This is a genomic window from Staphylococcus xylosus (assembly GCF_002732165.1).
Lineage (GTDB): Bacteria > Bacillota > Bacilli > Staphylococcales > Staphylococcaceae > Staphylococcus > Staphylococcus xylosus.
Genome location: NZ_MRZO01000002.1, coordinates 217,891 through 238,635, shown reverse-complemented (window position 1 = coordinate 238,635; position 20,745 = coordinate 217,891). Strand labels below are relative to the sequence as shown.

At 34.1% G+C, this 20,745-nt stretch carries 15 protein-coding genes and 1 other annotated feature (1 of these 16 only partly in view); of the genes, 8 read left to right on the top strand and 7 right to left on the bottom strand.

The window, feature by feature from the left end; genetic code table 11:
- Positions 1 to 163: a binding site (T-box leader), on the bottom strand; it reaches 38 nt to the left of the window's first position.
- A gap of 62 nt (positions 164 to 225) precedes the next feature.
- Positions 226 to 1,734 carry a histidine ammonia-lyase gene (hutH, locus tag BTM19_RS04400; RefSeq protein ID WP_038679466.1) on the bottom strand — a complete coding sequence of 503 codons (1,509 nt, stop codon included), beginning with the start codon at positions 1,732 to 1,734 and terminating at the stop codon, positions 226 to 228.
- A gap of 390 nt (positions 1,735 to 2,124) precedes the next feature.
- On the opposite strand from hutH, the gene BTM19_RS04395 reads away from it, so the two are divergent.
- A complete protein-coding gene (locus BTM19_RS04395) occupies positions 2,125 to 2,940 on the top strand; it encodes an NAD(P)H-hydrate dehydratase (protein ID WP_029378704.1) in 816 nt (271 codons plus the stop codon).
- 47 nt (positions 2,941 to 2,987) lie between these two features.
- On the opposite strand, the gene gyrA is transcribed toward BTM19_RS04395, so the two are convergent.
- From gyrA to dnaA, 6 genes are all read right to left on the bottom strand, one after another.
- On the bottom strand, positions 2,988 to 5,702 hold the full coding sequence (gene gyrA, locus BTM19_RS04390) for a DNA gyrase subunit A (RefSeq protein WP_029378705.1): 2,715 nt from the start codon (positions 5,700 to 5,702) through the stop codon (positions 2,988 to 2,990).
- Positions 5,703 to 5,737: 35 nt separating this feature from the next.
- Positions 5,738 to 7,672, bottom strand: coding sequence for a DNA topoisomerase (ATP-hydrolyzing) subunit B (gene gyrB, locus BTM19_RS04385; RefSeq protein WP_029378706.1), 1,935 nt, complete (start codon positions 7,670 to 7,672; stop codon positions 5,738 to 5,740).
- Between the two features lie 12 nt (positions 7,673 to 7,684).
- Positions 7,685 to 8,800: a DNA replication/repair protein RecF gene (gene recF, locus BTM19_RS04380; protein WP_029378707.1), complete on the bottom strand. Its 1,116-nt coding sequence runs from the start codon at positions 8,798 to 8,800 to the stop codon at positions 7,685 to 7,687.
- Positions 8,797 to 9,030: a S4 domain-containing protein YaaA gene (yaaA, locus tag BTM19_RS04375; protein ID WP_171031830.1), complete on the bottom strand. Its 234-nt coding sequence runs from the start codon at positions 9,028 to 9,030 to the stop codon at positions 8,797 to 8,799. Before yaaA ends, recF begins: the two co-directional genes overlap by 4 nt.
- A gap of 655 nt (positions 9,031 to 9,685) precedes the next feature.
- On the bottom strand, positions 9,686 to 10,819 hold the full coding sequence (dnaN, locus tag BTM19_RS04370) for a DNA polymerase III subunit beta (RefSeq protein ID WP_026113537.1): 1,134 nt from the start codon (positions 10,817 to 10,819) through the stop codon (positions 9,686 to 9,688).
- A 242-nt stretch (positions 10,820 to 11,061) separates the two neighbouring features.
- Entirely contained in the window at positions 11,062 to 12,429 is a 1,368-nt protein-coding gene (dnaA, locus tag BTM19_RS04365; protein ID WP_029378709.1) for a chromosomal replication initiator protein DnaA, read from the bottom strand.
- A gap of 732 nt (positions 12,430 to 13,161) precedes the next feature.
- On the opposite strand from dnaA, the gene rpmH reads away from it, so the two are divergent.
- From rpmH to BTM19_RS04330, 7 genes are all read left to right on the top strand, one after another.
- Positions 13,162 to 13,299 (top strand): 50S ribosomal protein L34, encoded by a 138-nt coding sequence (gene rpmH / locus BTM19_RS04360; protein WP_000240855.1) that lies wholly within the window; start codon positions 13,162 to 13,164, stop codon positions 13,297 to 13,299.
- Positions 13,300 to 13,457: 158 nt separating this feature from the next.
- Entirely contained in the window at positions 13,458 to 13,802 is a 345-nt protein-coding gene (rnpA, locus tag BTM19_RS04355) for a ribonuclease P protein component (protein WP_029378710.1), read from the top strand.
- A 173-nt stretch (positions 13,803 to 13,975) separates the two neighbouring features.
- Complete coding sequence (gene mnmE / locus BTM19_RS04350; RefSeq protein WP_029378711.1) at positions 13,976 to 15,355, top strand: tRNA uridine-5-carboxymethylaminomethyl(34) synthesis GTPase MnmE; 1,380 nt, start codon at positions 13,976 to 13,978, stop codon at positions 15,353 to 15,355.
- A gap of 15 nt (positions 15,356 to 15,370) precedes the next feature.
- Positions 15,371 to 17,248 (top strand): tRNA uridine-5-carboxymethylaminomethyl(34) synthesis enzyme MnmG, encoded by a 1,878-nt coding sequence (gene mnmG / locus BTM19_RS04345; RefSeq protein ID WP_029378712.1) that lies wholly within the window; start codon positions 15,371 to 15,373, stop codon positions 17,246 to 17,248.
- Position 17,249: 1 nt separating this feature from the next.
- The gene (gene rsmG, locus BTM19_RS04340; RefSeq protein ID WP_099265740.1) at positions 17,250 to 17,969 is read left to right on the top strand and encodes a 16S rRNA (guanine(527)-N(7))-methyltransferase RsmG; all 720 of its coding nucleotides are present in this window, start codon (positions 17,250 to 17,252) and stop codon (positions 17,967 to 17,969) included.
- Positions 17,970 to 18,015: 46 nt separating this feature from the next.
- Positions 18,016 to 18,852, top strand: coding sequence for a ParB/RepB/Spo0J family partition protein (locus BTM19_RS04335; RefSeq protein ID WP_029378714.1), 837 nt, complete (start codon positions 18,016 to 18,018; stop codon positions 18,850 to 18,852).
- 414 nt (positions 18,853 to 19,266) lie between these two features.
- Positions 19,267 to 20,724, top strand: coding sequence for a carbon starvation CstA family protein (locus BTM19_RS04330; protein ID WP_029378715.1), 1,458 nt, complete (start codon positions 19,267 to 19,269; stop codon positions 20,722 to 20,724).
- The last annotated feature ends 21 nt before the right edge of the window (positions 20,725 to 20,745 follow it).

Genomic DNA, 20,745 nt, shown 5'->3' with positions numbered 1-20,745 from the left:
AGTCTAAAATAATTAGACTGCACTCTCACAAAAATAACGGTTAAATCCGGTTGTTCACTTATAGTAGGTAGATTCACATTAACTTTGGCTACCTGTTCACACTCCACACAGGCTCTCTGAAACCGAAAAATTAATACTACTTATCCTACGAACAATAATTTATTAAGTTAAATTAAATATAGCAAATAACATCATTTTTTTCAAGAGTGATAGTATTTATGTCGCTTATATCTCGTCCATATAAGCAACATCGCGTAAATATTGTGATACTGCTTCAATATCTTTATGAAATTGTCTATCTTCTGTGATAGATGGCACAATATGACGTAGTTCTTGATACTTTTCATACGTCTTAGGTGATAACTTATCAATGTCTTTATATTCTACGGCTTGCAGAGCAATGATTGTTTCAATAGCCAATACACGACGAGCATTTTCGATCATTTGATAACCATGTCTTGAAGCTATAGTCCCCATGGAAACATGATCTTCTTGATTAGCAGAAGACGGTATAGAATCCACACTTGCTGGATGCGCGAGTGTTTTATTTTCTGAAACAAGACTTGCTGCAGCATACTGCATAATCATTGCACCACTTTGTAATCCAGGTTGAGGACTTAAAAAGGCAGGTAGCCCATTATTTAATTGAGGATTTACCAAGCGCTCTAGGCGTCGCTCTGAAACGTTCGCTAATTCACTTACACCTAGTTTTAAAAAGTCTAAGGCAAACGCTATAGGTTGACCATGGAAATTCCCTCCTGAGATAACAAGTGTTTCATCATCTTCATCAAATATAAGTGGGTTATCATTTGCAGCATTCATTTCAAACTCTAATTTTTCCTTTACATAATTGAATACTTGGAAGCTAGCACCATGAATTTGAGGTATACAGCGCAAAGTATATGCATCTTGTACACGTATTTCACCTTGAGTAGTGGTCAATTCTGAACCTTCCAACCAATCTAACATTCTCGCCGCAACATCTATTTGTTCTTGGAAATTACGAACTTTATGTACCTTTTCATTATAGGCATCTGTAATACCATTTAAAGCTTGATGTGTAAGGGAGGCAATCCATTCCGCCTGATAACCTAAGTCTTCCGCTTCAATATAATTAATAACACCTTGAGCAGTCATGGCTTGTGTACCATTAATCAACGCGAGACCTTCTTTGGCTTGTAACTCTAATGCTTTGTGGTTTAACTGATTTAAGACATACCGGCTGTCTACTTCTTCACCTTTATAAAAGACATTTCCTTCTCCTATTAGGGCCAAAGCCAAGTGCGATAGTGGCGCTAAATCACCAGAAGCACCTAATGAACCTTGTTGAGGAATAACAGGTATAATTCTTTGATTGATGTAATAAACCAGTTGTTTTACTAAATCTATGGTTGCACCAGAATGCCCTTTTAATAATGTATTCAATCTTAACACCATCATCACTAATGCCACTTCTTCTGAAAATGGTTTACCTATACCACATGCATGTGAACGAATTAAATTGACTTGTAATTGGTTGTATTCTCCTTCGTCTATACGTACATCACTAAATAAACCAAAGCCGGTTGTAATTCCATAAATTGTTTCTTTATTCTCTATAATATCTTCTACTGTTTGGCGACTCTTTTTCACACGTTCAAACGCATCCTCCGTAACTTCTACTTTATCTTCTCTATTTAAAAACTGTTTAATATCATTAATTGTTAACGTTTCTCCATTAAGTTGTAATGTCATTTCCCCATCTCCTTGTTTAATAATTTTCTCTAATTATTTTGAGTATACGCTTACATTTTTACCCAAACAATAGCTTAACCAATATCCGTAACATGGTATTAAATTACTGTTTTAATGGGATAAAGCTATAATAAAAATAAGTTTATTAAAATTAATAATTTCTTAACGCTTTTAACTATTGACTAATAGGACAACCAGGTATAATATTTCTTATTGTATTTATAATTCCTATTACGAAAACAAAGGAAAAGTAACTGAAATACAAATAATTCTGCAATTGTTATAATCACTAATAAAAGCAGAACCGTTATAATATGTTATCCAGTTAATTTTCTTTATTAAAATACAGAAATTTACACACATTTAGTAATTTAAGAAGGGGGTTTCAATATGGAAACTTTATCATCTGTAAGCATCCCAAAACGTAAAGATGAAACACATAAAGGCGATTATGGAAGAATTCTTTTAATTGGTGGTAATGCGAACTTAGGTGGTGCAATCATGCTTGCAGCACGAGCATGTGTATACAGTGGTAGTGGTTTAATAACAGTAGCAACGCATCCTACAAATCATGCTGCTTTGCATTCACGCTGTCCTGAGGCAATGGTAATCGATATAAACGATACAAAAATGTTAACAAAAATGATTGAAAACACAGATTGTATTTTAATCGGTCCAGGATTAGGTTGTGATTTTAAAGGTAATAATGCTATTACTTTCCTACTTCAAAATATACAACCTCATCAAACTCTAATTGTAGATGGTGATGCTATTACGATTTTCAGTAAATTGAAACCTGAGATTCCAACTTGTAAAGTCATATTTACACCACATCAAAAAGAATGGGAACGTTTAAGTGGTATTCCAATAGAGGAACAAACGTATGAGCGTAATCGTGAAGCGGTAGATCGTATTGGTGCAACAATTATACTGAAGATGCACGGTACAGAACTTTACTTTAAAGATAAAGATTACAAACTACCTATTGGTACACCAGCGATGGCCACTGGAGGCATGGGTGATACTTTATCTGGTATGATAACTAGCTTTGTTGGACAATTTAATGATATTGAAGAAGCTGTTACAAGTGCGACATATACGCACAGTTTTATTGGTGAACAATTAGCTGAAAAAATGTATGTCGTTCCACCTTCTAGACTCATTAGTGAAATTCCAATTGCTATGAAATCATTAGAAAATAAATAATATAAAAAGACCTACCTCATATGAGGTAGGTCTTTTAGTTAGAATTATTATTCTTCTTCGTTATTTTCATCAGTTCCATGATCCGCGTTATCTATATCTTCATTAACACGATCCATGAAGTCTTGTCTTATTTCTTGTCGCTCATCATTGCTTGACGTATTTTCCTCGTCTTCAACTTCTGTGTGTATTGCATCTCCAGGCGCACCATCTTCTACAACCACTTCACTGTTTTGTGAACCTTGCAAATCAGTTTGTGATGCATTGGCATTGTTTACATCAGCTGCTATAGCTTCAGTTGATTCATCATCTTCAGTAATCTCATCTTCTTCATTTACTTTAGCTACTGTTGATACAAATTGATTTTCACCTAATTTAATCAATCTTACACCTTGTGCAGCACGGCCATTTTGCGAGATATCTTCTACATCAATACGGATAATGACACCTGAGTTTGTTACAACCATCAGGTCTTCTTCTCCAGTTACTGAAGTAATACATACAATGTTACCGTTACGCTCAGTAATTGTAGCTGTTTTTATACCTTTACCGCCACGGTTTGATAATCTATAATCACCAACTGGTGTACGCTTACCGTATCCATTTTCAGTAACGACTAGAATTTCTTCATCGCTTTCAGCATTTGTAACATCTAAACCGATAACTTTATCATCTTCTCTAAGTGTAATACCTTTAACTCCTGCTGCTGTACGACCAAGCGGACGCAATGTCGTTTCGTTAAAGCGTATTAATGATGCATGAGACGTACCAATCAGAATGTCTTGCTCTCCATCAGTGAGACGAACAGCAATCAGTTCATCATCATTTTTGAAGCTGATGGCAATCTTACCGTTTTTATTAATATGAGAGAAGTTGCTTAATGCCGAACGCTTCACTCTACCTTTGCGTGTTGCAAATACTAAGTAATCATCTTCACTTTCTAAGTCTTTAACGGCAATCATAGTACTGATTGATTCGTCATTATCCAGTTCAATCGCGTTGACTACTGGAATACCTTTAGACTGACGTGATAGTTCAGGCACTTCATAACCTTTAAGTTTGTAAACGCGTCCTTTATTAGTGAAGAACAAGACGTTGTCATGTGTACTTAACGTTACGAGTTGACTAACAAAGTCTTCCTCAAGTGTATTCATACCTTGTACACCGCGCCCACCACGATGTTGTGCTCTATATGTTGAAACTGGTAAACGTTTAATATAGTTATTGTGACTTAGTGTAATCACGATTTGTTCTTCAGGTATCAAGTCTTCATCTTCAATATCGTCTAGTCCGCCAAGCTGAATTTCAGATCTGCGTTCATCACCATAGCGTTCACGTATATCAATTAATTCATTGCGGACGATTTGTAATAACTTTTCTTCATCAGCAAGAATCTCTTTTAATTCCTCAATATAGGCAATTAATTCAATATATTCAGCTTCAATCTTATCTCGCTCTAAACCTGTTAAACGTCTTAAACGCATATCTAAGATAGCTTGCGCTTGACGTTCAGATAATTTAAATTGTTCTTGTAAGCTAGCCATCGCTACTTTATCAGTTTCTGATTCACGAATTACTCGAATAATTTCATCGATGTGATCTAATGCAATTCTTAGTCCTTCTAAAATATGCGCGCGATCTAATGCTTTCTTCAAGTTATATTCTGTACGTCTACGCACTACTACTTTTTGATGCTCTAAGTATTCTTCTAAAGCTTCTTTTAGTGAAATTAATTTAGGTCTGCCGTTAACTAAAGCAATCATATTCACACCAAATGATGTTTGTAATGGTGTTTGTTTATATAAATTATTTAGTACGACACTTGCATTTGCATCTTTACGAATATCAATAACAACACGTACACCTGTACGTAAACTTGTTTCGTCACGTAAATCTGTAATACCTTCAATTTTTTTATCACGTGCTAATTCAGCAATTTTTTCGATCATACGTGCTTTATTCACTTGATATGGGACTTCAGTTACAACGATACGTTGACGTCCGCCACCACGTTCTTCAATTTCTGCACGAGAACGCATTTGAATAGATCCACGACCTGTTTCAAATGCACGACGAATACCGCTCTTTCCAAGTATAATTCCAGCCGTTGGGAAGTCAGGCCCTTGAACATCTTCCATCAATTCTGCAACAGTAATGTCCGGATTATGACTCAAACTCAATACACCATTGATAACTTCTGTTAAATTATGTGGTGGAATGTTTGTAGCCATACCTACTGCGATACCAGAAGCACCATTAACTAGTAAGTTTGGAAATCTTGATGGTAAGACTGCCGGCTCTCTCTCATTACCATCATAGTTATCTATAAAATCAATCGTATCTTTGTTTATATCTCTGAGCATTTCTAGTGTTATCTTAGACATACGTGCTTCTGTATAACGCATCGCAGCTGCGCCATCGCCATCCATTGAACCAAAGTTACCTTGTCCATCAATTAAAGGATATCGATAGCTGAAGTCTTGTGCCATTCTTACCATTGCTTCATAAATAGATGAGTCACCATGTGGGTGATATTTACCCATTACGTCCCCAACAATACGTGCAGACTTCTTGTATGACTTATCTGGTGTCATACCTTGTTCATGCAAACCATACAATATACGTCGATGTACTGGTTTCAAACCATCTCTAACATCTGGTAAAGCACGTGATACAATAACGCTCATCGCATAATCTAAAAATGATTCACGCATCTCACTCGTTATATTTCGTTCATTAATTCTTGATTCAGGTAATTCAGCCATCAAGATATCCTCCTTCAAAAATTCAGTTCATACAATTAGAAATCTAGGTTGGCATAGACTGCGTTATCTTCAATAAACTGTCTACGATTCTCAACAACGTCTCCCATAAGCATTTCAAAAACTTGATCTGCCTCTATCGCATCATCTAATGATACTTGTAACATAGCTCTATTTTCTGGGTTCATTGTTGTTTCCCACAATTGGTCTGCGTTCATTTCACCAAGACCTTTATAACGTGCAATTGACCATTTCGGCGTAGGATCTAACTCAGATTTCAGTTTTTCCAACTCACGTTCATTAAACACGTAATACTTTTGTTTACCTTGTGTCAATTTGAATAAAGGCGGTTGAGCAATATATACATAGCCTGCTTCTATTAACGGTCTCATAAAGCGATAGAAGAATGTTAATAACAACGTTCTGATATGCGCACCATCGACGTCAGCATCAGTCATAAGTACAATTTTGTGGTAACGAGCTTTACTTAAATCAAATTCTCCACCAATACCTGTACCAAATGCTGTAATCATAGAACGGATTTCATTATTATTTAATATTCTATCTAAGCGAGCTTTTTCAACGTTTAATATCTTACCACGCAATGGCAAAATCGCTTGTGTTTCCGAGTCTCTGCCTGATTTTGTAGACCCTCCGGCAGAGTCACCCTCTACGATAAAGATTTCACTTCTGGAAGGATCTTTACTAGAACAATCTGCAAGTTTACCAGGTAAGCTTGAGATTTCTAAAGCAGATTTACGACGTGTCACTTCACGTGCTTTTTTCGCAGCAAGACGCGCGTGAGAAGCCATAATACCTTTTTCAACAACTATGCGTCCTACTTGCGGGTTCTCTAATAAGAAACGCTCGAACAACTCAGAGAATAATTTATCAACAACTTGACGTACCTCAGAGTTACCTAATTTTGTTTTCGTTTGTCCTTCAAATTGTGGATCGCCATGTTTGATTGAAACAATAGCTGTTAAACCTTCACGTGTATCTTCACCTGAAAGTCTCTCTTTATCATCTTTGATAATTTTACTACTTATACCATAGCTATTTAATACACGAGAAAGTGCTCGTTTAAAGCCTTCTTCATGTGTACCACCTTCATAAGTGTGTATGTTATTCGCATAAGTCAATAAGTTAGTTGCAAAGCCTTTGTTGTATTGTAATGCTATTTCAACCTCAATATCATCCTTTGTTTGATGGACATATATAGGTTCTTCATGTAATGGCTCTTTGTTTTCATTTAACATCTCAACGTAAGACTTAATACCACCTTCGTAGTGATAAGTGTCTTCTCTGACTTCTTCACCACGTTCATCTCTCAAAGTAATTGAAATGCCTTTATTTAAGAAAGCAAGTTCTCTTGTACGTTGTTGTAATATCTCATAGTGATATACAGTCGTCTCTGTAAAAATCTCAGGGTCCGCTTTAAAACGAATCACTGTACCAGTATTATCATCTTCTGTTTCTTCAACTACTTTCAAGTCGAATTGAGGAACGCCCTTTTTATAAGCTTGATGATAAACTTGACGATCTTTATATACATAAACTTCCAAGTCTTCAGATAAGGCGTTAACTACAGAAGAACCTACACCATGTAGACCACCAGAAACTTTGTATCCGCCGCCGCCGAATTTACCACCGGCATGAAGTACTGTTAAAATAACTTCAACTGCTGGACGTCCCATTTTTTCTTGTATACCTACTGGAATACCACGTCCATTATCTGTTACTTTAATCCAATTATCTTTTTCGATAACAACTTCGATTTGGTTAGCATACCCTGCAAGTGCTTCATCAATACTATTATCGACAATTTCCCATACAAGATGGTGTAAACCTTTTTCTGAAGTTGATCCTATATACATACCAGGTCTTTTACGTACCGCTTCTAGACCTTCTAATACTTGTATCTGTCCAGCACCATAATCTTCCGTGTTGTTCACATCTGACAATGCTTCCACCTTCACTTTCTGTTACTTTATAATTTCGCCTTGGTTAATGCGATAAAGTTTAGCGTTTTTCATAATTTCATGTTCTATACCATCTACGGATGTCGTCGTTACAAAAGTCTGCACTTTATGTTGAATAGTGCTCAATAAATGAGATTGACGCGAATCATCTAATTCACTTAATACATCATCTAGCAATAATATTGGATACTCACCGACTTCAATGTTCATCAACTCAATTTCAGCGAGTTTTATTGATAGTGCGGTTGTTCGCTGTTGACCTTGCGAACCATACGTTTGAGCGTCCATACCATTTACATTAAAACCTAAATCATCTCTGTGAGGGCCATATAAACATACGCCTCTATCTTTCTCACGTTCCATATTGTCATTAAGTAAAGTTAAGACTCCCTCTAGTCGTTCCGTCTCACTTTGTTCTTCATCTGCCAATTTAATACTTGGCAAGTACTCTAACGACAATGTTTCACGTTCATTGGTAATACCAGAATGGATAGGTTTAGCTAGTGATTCAAGTTCTTTAATAAAATGTTCACGTCTTTGTGTAATTTTGAGCGCATACTCTGCAAATTGTTGATTTAAGACTTCTAGCATTGTACTATCCGTCTTTTGACCATATTGCAGTTGCTTCAAATAATTATTTTTTTGTTTTAAAATCCTCTGATATTGTGATAAATCATTTAAATATACCGCAGATATTTGGCCGAGTTCCATATCTATAAATCTGCGTCTAACTTGTGGCGATCCTTTGACAATGTTTAAATCTTCAGGCGCAAACAATACGACATTTAAATGACCTATATATTGTGTCAGTCTACTTTGCTCTAAGTGATTGATTTTAACTTGCTTACCTTTTTTGGTAATATACATCGTTAAAGGCATGTCACCATATCTATAACTAAGTTCACCCTCTATTTTAGCATAATCGCTATTAAAACGTATCAGTTCTTTGTCATTAGAAGTTCTATGGCTTTTTGCTAATGCTAAGGTATATATTGATTCAAGTAAGTTTGTCTTCCCTTGAGCATTTTCACCAATCAAAATATTTACGTCAGGATGACAATTTAAACTGATTGACTCATAATTTCGATAATGCTCGAGTTGGAGTTTCTTTAATTTCATTCTTCACCTTGATGTAAAATCAAAAATGAACCGACTTCTGGTATAACAATATTATCTCGATGATTTAATTTTTTACCACGACGTGTTTCACGTTCGTCATTAATCATGACGTCAAAATCTTGTAAGAACCATTTTGCTTGTCCGCCGGATTCGATAATACCTTCTGTCTTTAGAAATTGTCCTAAAGTAATATCCCCATCAACGATTACCTCTTCAACCAAATCAATCACTCCATTTCTTTTAAGCTCACTTATATATTATACCTTTTTTTACAAAAAATTTCATGTAAAATACAGTGAGTAAGCGATTTCTTCCAACTTATTTTAACTATTTTTTAATATTTAGTTTCAAAGTTATTTATAATAGCTCTTTACTAGTAATATTATATCAAAAATTAATCATTAATAATCCATTTCCTTAAAATTAATATCAATCCATTCATAAATCATTATTTAAAAACAAATTAAAAGTATTGCTATAAAATCCAAAATTTTTATATGCTTAACTAAAATTTGCGTTTTAAGCTATTTTTCAGCGTATTTTTTGAGTTACGATGTTTTGGTCCACTAATGTCTAATTTTTGCTTATATTGCCCCTCTATACGCCTCTAATCATTAAAATTTATTTCACCATTCGTACTCTACTCACTTTTTTAGCATTATCTCTTTCTTGTATACACGTTTTTATGTGTCACATTACTTTTAATCTGTTGAAATTCCATAAAAAAAAGGAACGGACAGAAACCAATATACAAATTGATTTCATAGTCTCGCTCCTGCAAAGTTGATCAGTCAGTAAATAATATTTTTTTAATATATAATAGTTAACTATTATATGCTACTTAATTTAGTTGCTATGACTTACTTATTAACCCTTCACACTAACTTAGTATGTTCTAATTGGTAAAATAAGTTGTGTAACTGAGTCATCATCTTTTGGTTTTAAAATAAATGGTTTCATAGTTCCGAAAAATTCTATTTCTACCTCATCGTTATCAATGGCTTTAAGTGCATCCATCATATATTTTGAGTTGAAAGAAATTTTTAAGTTACCACCATCTACATTACTTGCTTTAACTTCTTCATTCACTGTACCAATCTCTGGAGATGTTGAAGATAATTCTACTAATTCATTACCTGTGCTTAATTTTATTACATTATTTCCGCCTTCACGTGCTAATAATGATGCACGATCAATTGCGTGGTAAAATTCACCGTTATCGATGCCTAATTTAATTTCGTAATTTTCCGGGAATAAACGAGATGTATCAGGATAGTGACCTTCTAATAAACGTGAGATAAAGTTTACGTTACCCACTTTGAAAAGTACTTGATTAGATGCAAAGAAAATGTCGATATCATCTTCATTGTCAGACATAATTTTATTTAATTCAGATAATGCCTTACCTGGAATGATGACATTTTTATTTTCAGAATCGTCTTCTAAAGCTACTTTCCTTACAGCCAAGCGGTGTGAATCTGTAGCTGTGCATATTAATTCATTATCTTGTATAAGCCAGTTAACACCTGTTAGTACTGGGCGTGTTTCTGAGGTGGACACTGCGAAATTCGTTTGTGCTATCACGTTTTTAAGTACTTTAACTGATAATTGAATTGCATCATCACGAGAAACTTGTGGTAATAAAGGATATTGATCAGGATCTAAACCACTTAAGTTAAATTCAGAATGACCAGATGTTATTAATGTTTGGAATTGTTCGTTGGTAGATAATTTAACTTCTTTACCTGGTAATTTTTTAATAATATCTACAAAGAAACGACCAGGAAGTACTACTGAGCCAGTTTCTGCAATTTCAATAATAGTTTCACCATCAACTTGTTTAGGAATAGTGATTTCTATTGATATTTCTGAATCAGATCCAGTAAGTATTACTTCGTTATTTTTAACTTCAATTTTTATACCAGTTAAGATTGGTAATGTTGTTCTTGGTGAGATGGCTTTTAATGTGTCGTTTAATTGATTAATAAAATAATCTCTTCTAATTGTAAATTCCATCATAGTAAACTCCTTCCAGTCGTTTATATATTAAATTATATAGGTTTTAAAACAGTAGTAATAGTAGTAGGGCTTGTGGATTAGGGGATAACTCAAATTTAAGTGATAAGGTCGTCCTTTAGAGACTGTGGATAACTTGTGCACACTGTGTATGACTTTTGCACATTATCCACAATTCACAAAAATAGTTACATCTCGTTATTCCTCAAATAAACTACAATAAAACTGTTATAATACAGATTGTTTTACTGATTTCTTATTTCTTTTTCTAAATTTTCAACTTCTTGTTTAAAAGTTGGATCATTTTGTATATCTTTTACGATTTTTTCATGCGCATGAATAACAGTCGTATGGTCACGTCCACCAAATTCTTCACCAATTTTAGGAAGTGAAAAATCTGTTAGCTCACGAGAAAGATACATTGCAATTTGTCTAGGATAAGCAATTGATTTTGTGCGTTTTTTGGCACTAAAGTCTTCAATTTTCACACTATAGTATTGGCCGACAATTTTTTGAATATCTTGTATAGTGATCTTTTTGGATCTAGGCGCTTGGATAATATCTTTCAACGCTGCGGCTGTTAATTCAGTTGTAATAGGTTGACCTTGTAATTTCGAAAATGCTAATACACGAGTTAATGCACCCTCAAGTTCACGAATGTTTGACTGAATCTGATTTGCGATATAGGTAAGTGCTTCAGTCGGAATATCTAAGTTTTCTTCGCCAATTTTTTTCTGTAAAATGGCCATCCTTGTTTCATAATCAGGAGGTGTAATGTCAACAATGAGTCCCCATTCAAAACGTGAACGTAGTCGATCTTCAAGTTTAGCAATTTCTTTAGGAGGTCTATCACTAGAAATAACAATTTGTTTATTTGCTTGATGCAATTCATTAAACGTATGGAAGAATTCTTCCTGAGTTTGTTCTTTATTTTGAATAAATTGAATATCATCAATGAGAAGTACATCAATATTACGATATTTTTCTCTAAAACGTTCAGTCTTATTATCTCGAATAGATTTAATAAATTCATTAGTAAATTTTTCACTTGAAGTATAAATAACCTTAGCATCAGGATTATTTGCTAATACATAATGTCCAATTGCGTGCATCAAATGGGTTTTACCTAAACCCACGCCACCATATATAAATAACGGATTATATGCTTGTGCGGGTGCTTCAGCAACAGCAAGACTTGCTGCATGAGGAAACCTGTTGCCAGGTCCAATAACAAATGTTTCGAATGTATTATGAGTATTGAACTGTTCTCCGCCAATAACAGCTTCATCTACACCAGGTGTATATTCTTTTTTGAATTGTTCTGCCTCATTAGTTTCTTTATTTTTACTCGGTTTTAAGTTTTCCAATTCATCTTCAGTATAGAAAACAGGCATAATTTCATGACCAATCGCTTCGTATAAGGCACTTTGAACAATTTCAACGTAATTCGATTTTAACCAATTAGCTACAAAAGGATCATCTATAACTACAATGGCTTCATTGTTCTGTAGTTGATAAAGTTTTGTATCTTTAAGAAAAGTTTGATAGCTAGGATAACTAACTTTTTCTTGAGCTAAGGTTAGAACTCTTTCCCAAATTTCTTTTTCTGACATAATAACTAACTCCAACTTTCGTAAATTTTAAAAGTTATACACAAAAGTAACAAGTGTAATTAAAAAGAATCACAGCCTGTTGATAATTATCCACAACTTACTAACAATCGGTGGATAACTAATTTAGCACTATGATTTATACACAGACTTTTACTATATAATTTAATAAACTAAACCCTGTATCTATCAATATCTACACGACTTATCCACACAATTATACTTTTTAACAGTAACCTCTGTCAAATAGGTGTGAATATGTTGTTAAACCATGTGAAATCCTGTGAATAACATATAATTTATCCACAAATATGTAATGTTCTACTGTGTATAAGTGGATAACTTTAAGGAGTATTAAGTATAGCAAATTTTTAGCATAATGTGGCGTGGGAAATAATTTATAAAACATGTATGAAAAATGTATATAAGGAATTATTTATAAAAGGTTATGTTCAAAAAGAGGAGTATGATACAATTTAACGACAATATTGAGTGATAGTTGCTACGTTTCTTCAATATAAATAGTTAAAGAAATAGTATTATTGCTCTGCAACCATTTTAGAAGCTCTGCTTAAATTGATACTTGCTTTATAAAATATATTTTGTTATATTGTAGTAGTTGCTTGAATTATGACTAGAAATTAATAACAGTTAAATCAAGACTTAAGGCAGAAACGTATATTAATTTATCTATTATAATAGTATAGAACCGAATAAAGATGGAGGTGTTTTTGCATGGTAAAACGTACTTATCAACCAAATAAACGTAAACATAGTAAAGTTCATGGTTTCAGAAAACGCATGAGCACAAAAAATGGTCGTAAAGTCTTGGCGCGTCGTCGTCGTAAAGGCCGTAAAGTATTATCAGCATAAGATCACTGACTCATCAGTGGTCTTTTTTTTGGTTTTAATTTAGCAAAATGATTAGTGAGAATGCTGATTTTAGTTGTTGTTTTAGGACAATGATAGATATAGATATAACATATATAGTTGTAAATATATGTAATGAATAGATAAGTGAGTGATGTTTGGTGGAGAAAGCGTACCGAATTAAAAAGAATAGTGATTTTCAATTCATTTATAAAAAAGGGAAATCAGTAGCTAATAAGCAGTTTGTGGTATACACAAAAGCTAATAAAAATCTGGAACATTTTCGATTAGGTATTAGTGTTTCTAAAAAGTTGGGAAATGCGGTTGTTAGAAATCGAATTAAGAGAGCTATTAGAGAAAATTTTAAAGTTCATAAGGAAGATATTATACCAATAGAAATTGTTGTAATTGCAAGGCAACCAGCAAAACATATGAATACTTTACAAATACAAGCTAGTTTGGAACATGTCTTGAAAATAGCAAAAGTTTTTAACAAGCGTATTTAAGTAGGGTAGGGGAGGCTGAAATAAGACGTAAGTGAGCCTAACCTCAGACAAACCTCAGACTTACTTGTGTGTATTTTTAAAGTTTTCGAAACAATATGTTCGCATTTTAATGGGAAAGTCTTTAAAATATTATAATGATAAAAAATGAGATTAAAAAGGAGGCGAGATGGATGATGGATTTAGATACGATAACGAGTATATCCACGCCAATGGGTGAAGGTGCGATAGGTATCGTGCGTTTATCTGGTGTTGGTTCAGTAGAAATTGCAGATAAGTTATTTAAAGGTAAAGAAAAACTTGAAGATGTGGCATCTCATACTATTAATTATGGTCATATAATTGATCCTGAATCAAATGAAGTAGTAGAAGAAGTTATGGTTAGTGTATTAAGAGCGCCTAAAACTTTTACAAGAGAAGATATTGTTGAAATAAACTGTCATGGCGGTATTTTGACAATAAATAGGATATTAGAACTAACAATGACACATGGTGCTCGTATGGCAGAACCGGGTGAATATACAAAGCGTGCGTTTTTAAATGGTCGTATTGATTTATCTCAAGCTGAAGCAGTTATGGATTTTATTCGTTCTAAGACCGATCGTGCATCTAAAGTTGCAATGAATCAAATAGAAGGTCGTTTAAGTGATATGATCAAACGACAGCGACAATCCATTCTCGAAATCCTCGCACAAGTTGAAGTTAACATAGATTATCCAGAATATGATGATGTAGAAGATGCTACAACAGAAGTCTTATTGGATAAATCTAATAAAATTAAAACTGAAATTAATAAATTACTTGATACAGGTACGCAAGGTAAGATTATGAGAGAAGGCTTAGCTACAGTAATAGTTGGTAAACCAAATGTTGGTAAATCATCTATGCTCAATAATCTTATTCAAGATAATAAGGCTATAGTGACTGAAGTACCCGGAACAACAAGAGATACATTAGAGGAATACGTTAATGTAAGAGGCGTACCATTAAGACTTGTAGATACAGCTGGTATACGTGAGACAGAAGATATTGTAGAGCGCATCGGCGTAGAGCGTTCTAGAAAAGCACTTGGCGAAGCAGATTTAATCTTATTTGTACTTAATTATAATGAGCGATTAACTGAAGAAGACCGCAAATTATATGAAGTTATTAAAAATGAAGATGCCATTGTCATCGTAAATAAGATGGATTTGGATAAACAATTAGATTTAGATGAAGTTAAAGAAATGATTGGTGATATGCCATTGATACAAACGTCTATGTTAAAGCAAGAAGGTATCGATCAATTAGAGATTCAAATCAGAGATTTATTCTTTGGTGGCGATGTTCAAAACCAAGATATGACTTATGTATCCAATTCAAGACATATCTCATTACTGAAACAGGCAAGAAATACAATTCAAGATGCTATAGACGCAGCAGAAACAGGCATACCAATGGATATGATTCAGATAGACTTAACTAGAACTTGGGAAATTTTAGGTGAAATTATCGGAGAATCCGCAAGTGATGAATTGATTGATCAGTTATTTAGTCAATTCTGCTTAGGAAAATAATAAGGAGGAAAAATTATGGCTCAAGAATATGATGTAATAGTAATAGGAGCCGGGCATGCTGGTATTGAAGCAGGACTTGCTTCAGCGAGACGTGGTGCAAAAACGTTAATGTTAACAATTAACCTAGATAACATCGCGTTTATGCCATGTAACCCATCAGTTGGTGGCCCAGCCAAAGGTATTGTTGTACGTGAAATTGACGCATTAGGCGGTCAAATGGCTAAGACAATTGATAAAACACACATTCAAATGCGCATGTTAAATACTGGTAAAGGACCAGCAGTTAGAGCTTTACGTGCTCAAGCTGATAAAGTGTTATACCAACAAGAAATGAAGAAAGTAATTGAAGATGAAGACAACCTTGATATTATGCAAGGTATGGTAGACGATTTAATCATTGAAGATAATGTGATTAAAGGTGTACGTACTAATATTGGAACAGAATACTGGGCAGAGGCAGTAATCATCACAACAGGTACGTTCTTACGCGGAGAGATTATACTAGGAAACATGAAGTATTCTAGTGGTCCGAACCATCAATTACCGTCTGTTTCACTTGCTGATAACTTAAGAGGTCTTGGATTTGATGTAGTTAGATTCAAAACAGGAACACCACCACGTGTTAATGCAAAAACAATTGATTACTCTAAAACAGAAATTCAACCAGGCGATGATGTTGGTAGAGCATTCAGTTTTGAAACAACAGAGTATATTTTAGATCAATTACCATGTTGGTTAACATATACGAATGGCGATACACACCAAGTAATTGATGATAATTTACATTTATCAGCTATGTACTCAGGTATGATTAAAGGTACTGGTCCAAGATACTGTCCTTCAATTGAAGATAAGTTTGTTCGTTTCAATGATAAACCACGTCACCAGTTATTCTTAGAACCAGAGGGTAGAAATACAAATGAAGTTTATGTTCAAGGTCTATCAACAAGTTTACCAGAACATGTACAACGTCAGATGTTAGAAACAATTCCTGGTTTAGAAAAAGCAGACATGATGCGCGCAGGTTACGCAATCGAATACGATGCACTAGTACCTACACAGTTATGGCCAACGCTTGAAACTAAGAAAATTAAAAACTTATATACAGCTGGTCAAATTAATGGGACTTCTGGTTATGAAGAAGCGGCCGGCCAAGGTATTATGGCAGGTATTAATGCAGCAGCTAGAGTTCAAGGTAAAGAAGAAGTCATTTTAAGTCGCTCTGATGCTTATATCGGCGTGCTTATAGACGATCTTATTACTAAAGGTACGAACGAACCTTATCGTTTATTAACTTCTCGTGCAGAATATCGTTTATTATTAAGACATGACAACGCTGATTTGCGTTTAACAGACTTAGGTTACGAGTTAGGTATGATTTCTGAAGAACGTTATGCACGCTTCAATGAAAAACGAGACATGATTACAGCAGAACAAGAACGACTACAAGGTATTCGTGTTAAACCAAATGAACGCGTACAAGCAATTATAGAAGCACAAGGTGGTTCACGCCTAAAAGATGGTATATTAGCTTTAGAATTACTACGCCGTCCAGAAATGACTTATGATTTAATACTTGAAATCTTGGATGAAACACATCAATTACCTTCAGATGTTGAAGAACAAGTTGAAATCCAAACAAAATATGAAGGTTATATTAATAAGTCATTACAACAAGTTGAAAAAGTTAAACGTATGGAAGAGAAGAAAATTCCAGAGGATTTAGACTATAGCAAAGTAGATAGTTTAGCTACGGAAGCAAGAGAAAAATTAGCAGAAGTGAAGCCTTTAAATATTGCACAAGCTTCTCGTATTTCTGGTGTGAATCCAGCCGATATTTCAATCTTACTTGTATTTCTTGAACAAGGTAAAATTCAAAGGGTGAATAATTAAAATGAGTGTAACATGGTTAACTAAGCAACTCAGTACACATGGAATTGAACTTTCAGATAAACAACAACAACAGTTTCAAACGTATTATCAAATGCTTGTAGAGTGGAATGAAAAAATGAATCTGACAAGTATTACAGATGAACATGAAGTATATTTGAAACATTTTTATGATTCAATTGCGGCTAGTTTTTATACGGATTTAACTAAAGAATTAACAATATGTGACATAGGTGCTGGTGCTGGTTTTCCTAGCATTCCTTTAAAAATTATTTTTCCCAATTTAAAAGTTACGATTGTAGATTCATTGAATAAGCGGATACATTTTTTAAACCAATTAGCAGATGCTTTAGATATAGAGAATGTTAGTTTTGTACATGATCGTGCTGAAACATATGGTAAGGGAGACTACAGGGAGTCTTATGATATTGTGACTGCACGTGCAGTTGCAAGACTTTCAGTATTAAGCGAATTGTGTATTCCATTAGTTAAAAAAGGCGGACAATTTATTGCTTTAAAATCTTCTAAAGGTGAAGAAGAATTGAAAGAAGCAAGTTTTGGTATAGGTGTCCTAGGTGGTAAAGTTGTGGATACCATTTCATACGAATTGCCTGAAAACGCAGGTGAAAGACAGATGATTATCGTTGATAAGAGAAGTCAAACACCTAAGAAATATCCAAGAAAACCGGGAACGCCGAATAAGTCACCGTTACTTGAAAAATAGAAATAATTCAATTCAATACAATTAATTTAGAGGGAGCGCATAATAAATGAAGAAACCTTTTTCTAAATTATTTGGTTTAAAGAACAAAGATGACATTGTTGGTTATATTGAAGAGGATCATAATAACGTTGAATCTATTCATACCGAACGCATTGTGCCAAACCGTTATCAACCGAGACAAGTATTTGAGCCAAATAAGATTAAAGAACTCGCAGAATCTATAGAAGAACATGGTTTGCTACAACCGATTGTAGTACGTCCAATTGAAGAAGATATGTTTGAAATTATCGCTGGTGAGCGTAGATTTAGAGCTTTACAAACACTTAATAAAACACATGCTGATGTGATTATTAGATATTTAGACGATGAAGAAACAGCAGTAGTAGCTTTAATTGAAAATATTCAACGTGAAAATCTATCTGTCATAGAAGAAGCGGAAGCATATAAGAAATTATTAGATATTGGCGATACTACGCAGAGTGAATTGGCTAAAAGTGTTGGTAAAAGCCAAAGTTTTATAGCAAATAAATTAAGACTATTGAAACTAGATCCTAAAGTGATAGGACGTCTACGTGAAGGTAAGATTACAGAACGTCATGCACGTGCGATGTTAAGCTTATCAGAAGAAGATCAAGTTGACTTGGTTGAAACAGTGATTAGCCAAAAACTAAATGTTAAACAGACAGAAGCACGAGTTAAACAAAAACTTGGCCCTGAAAAAGTTAAAGCCCGTAGATTTGAGTTTGAAAAAGACTTAACTGATGCTCGTGAAGCAGTTGGTCAAAGCTTAGAGTCTATTGAAAAAAGTGGTATTAAATTCGAACACCAAGCTAAAGATCACGATGATTACTATGAAATTAAAATTAAATTATATAAATATTAGTGTTATAAAGGTCGAGACATCTATTTGTCTCGATCTCAGGCTGTCGACAAAGTCTCCGACTTTGTTGGCAGTTTTTTTTGTGCGTGCTTTCCTTTGGAACTAATACCTTAGCCTGTAGTCTTCGGTTAGTGATCTTCCCGTAGGAGACGTCCCAAATCACCGCCAATATTAAACTCAAGATCTTATAGATTGTTTTTATATTAATAGGTGACATGGCTATCTGTTGTCTGATTTACAGTAAAGCATTTTACAATAATCGAAAAACAAGTGTATAGGGATTGTGCTTTATATAATAATATTACCAATTTCTATGAAACAAACTAGAATAAAATATTAACGAAACATTGTGGAAAATTACTATTTGTGATTAAATTAAGAAAACGCTTTCACGTTATCTTAAGGGGGAATGGTAACATGATTACATTTATAGTTTCTATTATTATACTTATTATTGGGTATTTTACTTATGGGAAATATATCGATAAAATGTTCGGAACAAAAGAAGAGCGACCTACGCCTGCTTATCATCAAAGGGATAATGTAGATTATTTACCTATGAAAACATCATCTAATTCACTCATCCAATTATTAAATATTGCAGGAGTTGGTCCTATATTTGGTCCAATTATGGGGGCTTTATACGGGCCAGTAGCATTTATTTGGATTGTTTTTGGCTGTATATTTGCAGGTGCTGTGCATGATTATTTAACTGGAATGATTTCTATAAGAAACAAAGGAGCACATTTACCTGAACTTGCAGGTAAATTTTTGGGACAAGTTATGAAACATTTCGTTAATATATTTTCAATCTTATTATTGTTGTTAACGGGTACAGTTTTTGTAACAAGTCCAGCCTTACTTTTACATAATTTAATGGATGGTCGTATTGCTCTAGGTATAATCATATTTGTTATTTTTGTATATTATATACTTTCTACAATTTTACCAATAGATAAAATAATTGGTCGTATATATCCAATATTTGGTGCCTTACTTTTAGTAAGTGCGGTAGGTATTGGTTTCCGTCTCATTCAAACAGGCGCTCCTATACCTGAGTTAAATTTAAAGAATATGCATCCTGATGGCGCGTCTATTTTTCCATTATTATTCTTTACTATCACTTGTGGTGCCTTATCTGGTTTTCATGCGACACAGACACCTATTATTTCTAGAACAACGAATAAGGAAAAGAATGCTCGTTTCATTTTTTACGGTATGATGATTGCAGAAGGTATTATTGCAATGATATGGGCTGCAGCTGGAATGAGTCTATTTAATGGCTATAATGGCTTAAATGATGTCTTAGCGCGTGGTGAAGCAGCGCTAGTAGTTAGTCAAGCTTCGCATCTATTATTAGGTTCTGTCTTCGGTACAATTGCTGTATTAGGCGTTATCATATTACCGATAACAAGTGGTGATACATCCTTCCGTAGTGCAAGAATGATTATTGCAGATTATTTAAATTATGGTCAACGTAGTATTGTAAAAAGAATTATAGTTGCTGCGCCATTATTTATTATAAGTTTTGGGTTAACACAAGTTGACTTCACAGTTTTATGGCGTTATTTTTCATGGGCTAACCAGACAACTGCTGTAGTGGCATTATGGGTAGGTGCCATGTATCTATTAATTGCGAAAAAGAATTTCTGGGTTGCAGCTATACCAGCTGTATTTATGACTTGGAATATATTCACCTATATTTTAAGCCAAAAAATTGGTTTAGGTTTAGACCTTAATTTGAGCTATATACTCGCATTCGTATTGACGATATTATGGGTTGCTTACTTTGGTTATCAATATAAGAAGATTACTACCGGTGCTCAATTTGAATTAGATCATCCTATTCCACATCAACGACAACAGGTAATGTAATATTATTAATATAGAGTTTTC

What these genes read in the sequence shown, in the direction of transcription:
- dnaA (WP_029378709.1), bottom strand. Translation starts at nt 12,429, where the DNA reads ATGTCAGAAAAAGAAATTTGGGAAAGAGTTCTAACCTTAGCTCAAGAA.
- BTM19_RS04395 (WP_029378704.1), top strand. Translation starts at nt 2,125, where the DNA reads ATGGAAACTTTATCATCTGTAAGCATCCCAAAACGTAAAGATGAAACA.
- mnmG (WP_029378712.1), top strand. Translation starts at nt 15,371, where the DNA reads ATGGCTCAAGAATATGATGTAATAGTAATAGGAGCCGGGCATGCTGGT.
- rsmG (WP_099265740.1), top strand. Translation starts at nt 17,250, where the DNA reads ATGAGTGTAACATGGTTAACTAAGCAACTCAGTACACATGGAATTGAA.
- BTM19_RS04335 (WP_029378714.1), top strand. Translation starts at nt 18,016, where the DNA reads ATGAAGAAACCTTTTTCTAAATTATTTGGTTTAAAGAACAAAGATGAC.
- gyrA (WP_029378705.1), bottom strand. Translation starts at nt 5,702, where the DNA reads ATGGCTGAATTACCTGAATCAAGAATTAATGAACGAAATATAACGAGT.
- mnmE (WP_029378711.1), top strand. Translation starts at nt 13,976, where the DNA reads ATGGATTTAGATACGATAACGAGTATATCCACGCCAATGGGTGAAGGT.
- hutH (WP_038679466.1), bottom strand. Translation starts at nt 1,734, where the DNA reads ATGACATTACAACTTAATGGAGAAACGTTAACAATTAATGATATTAAA.
- rpmH (WP_000240855.1), top strand. Translation starts at nt 13,162, where the DNA reads ATGGTAAAACGTACTTATCAACCAAATAAACGTAAACATAGTAAAGTT.
- BTM19_RS04330 (WP_029378715.1), top strand. Translation starts at nt 19,267, where the DNA reads ATGATTACATTTATAGTTTCTATTATTATACTTATTATTGGGTATTTT.
- recF (WP_029378707.1), bottom strand. Translation starts at nt 8,800, where the DNA reads ATGAAATTAAAGAAACTCCAACTCGAGCATTATCGAAATTATGAGTCA.
- dnaN (WP_026113537.1), bottom strand. Translation starts at nt 10,819, where the DNA reads ATGATGGAATTTACAATTAGAAGAGATTATTTTATTAATCAATTAAAC.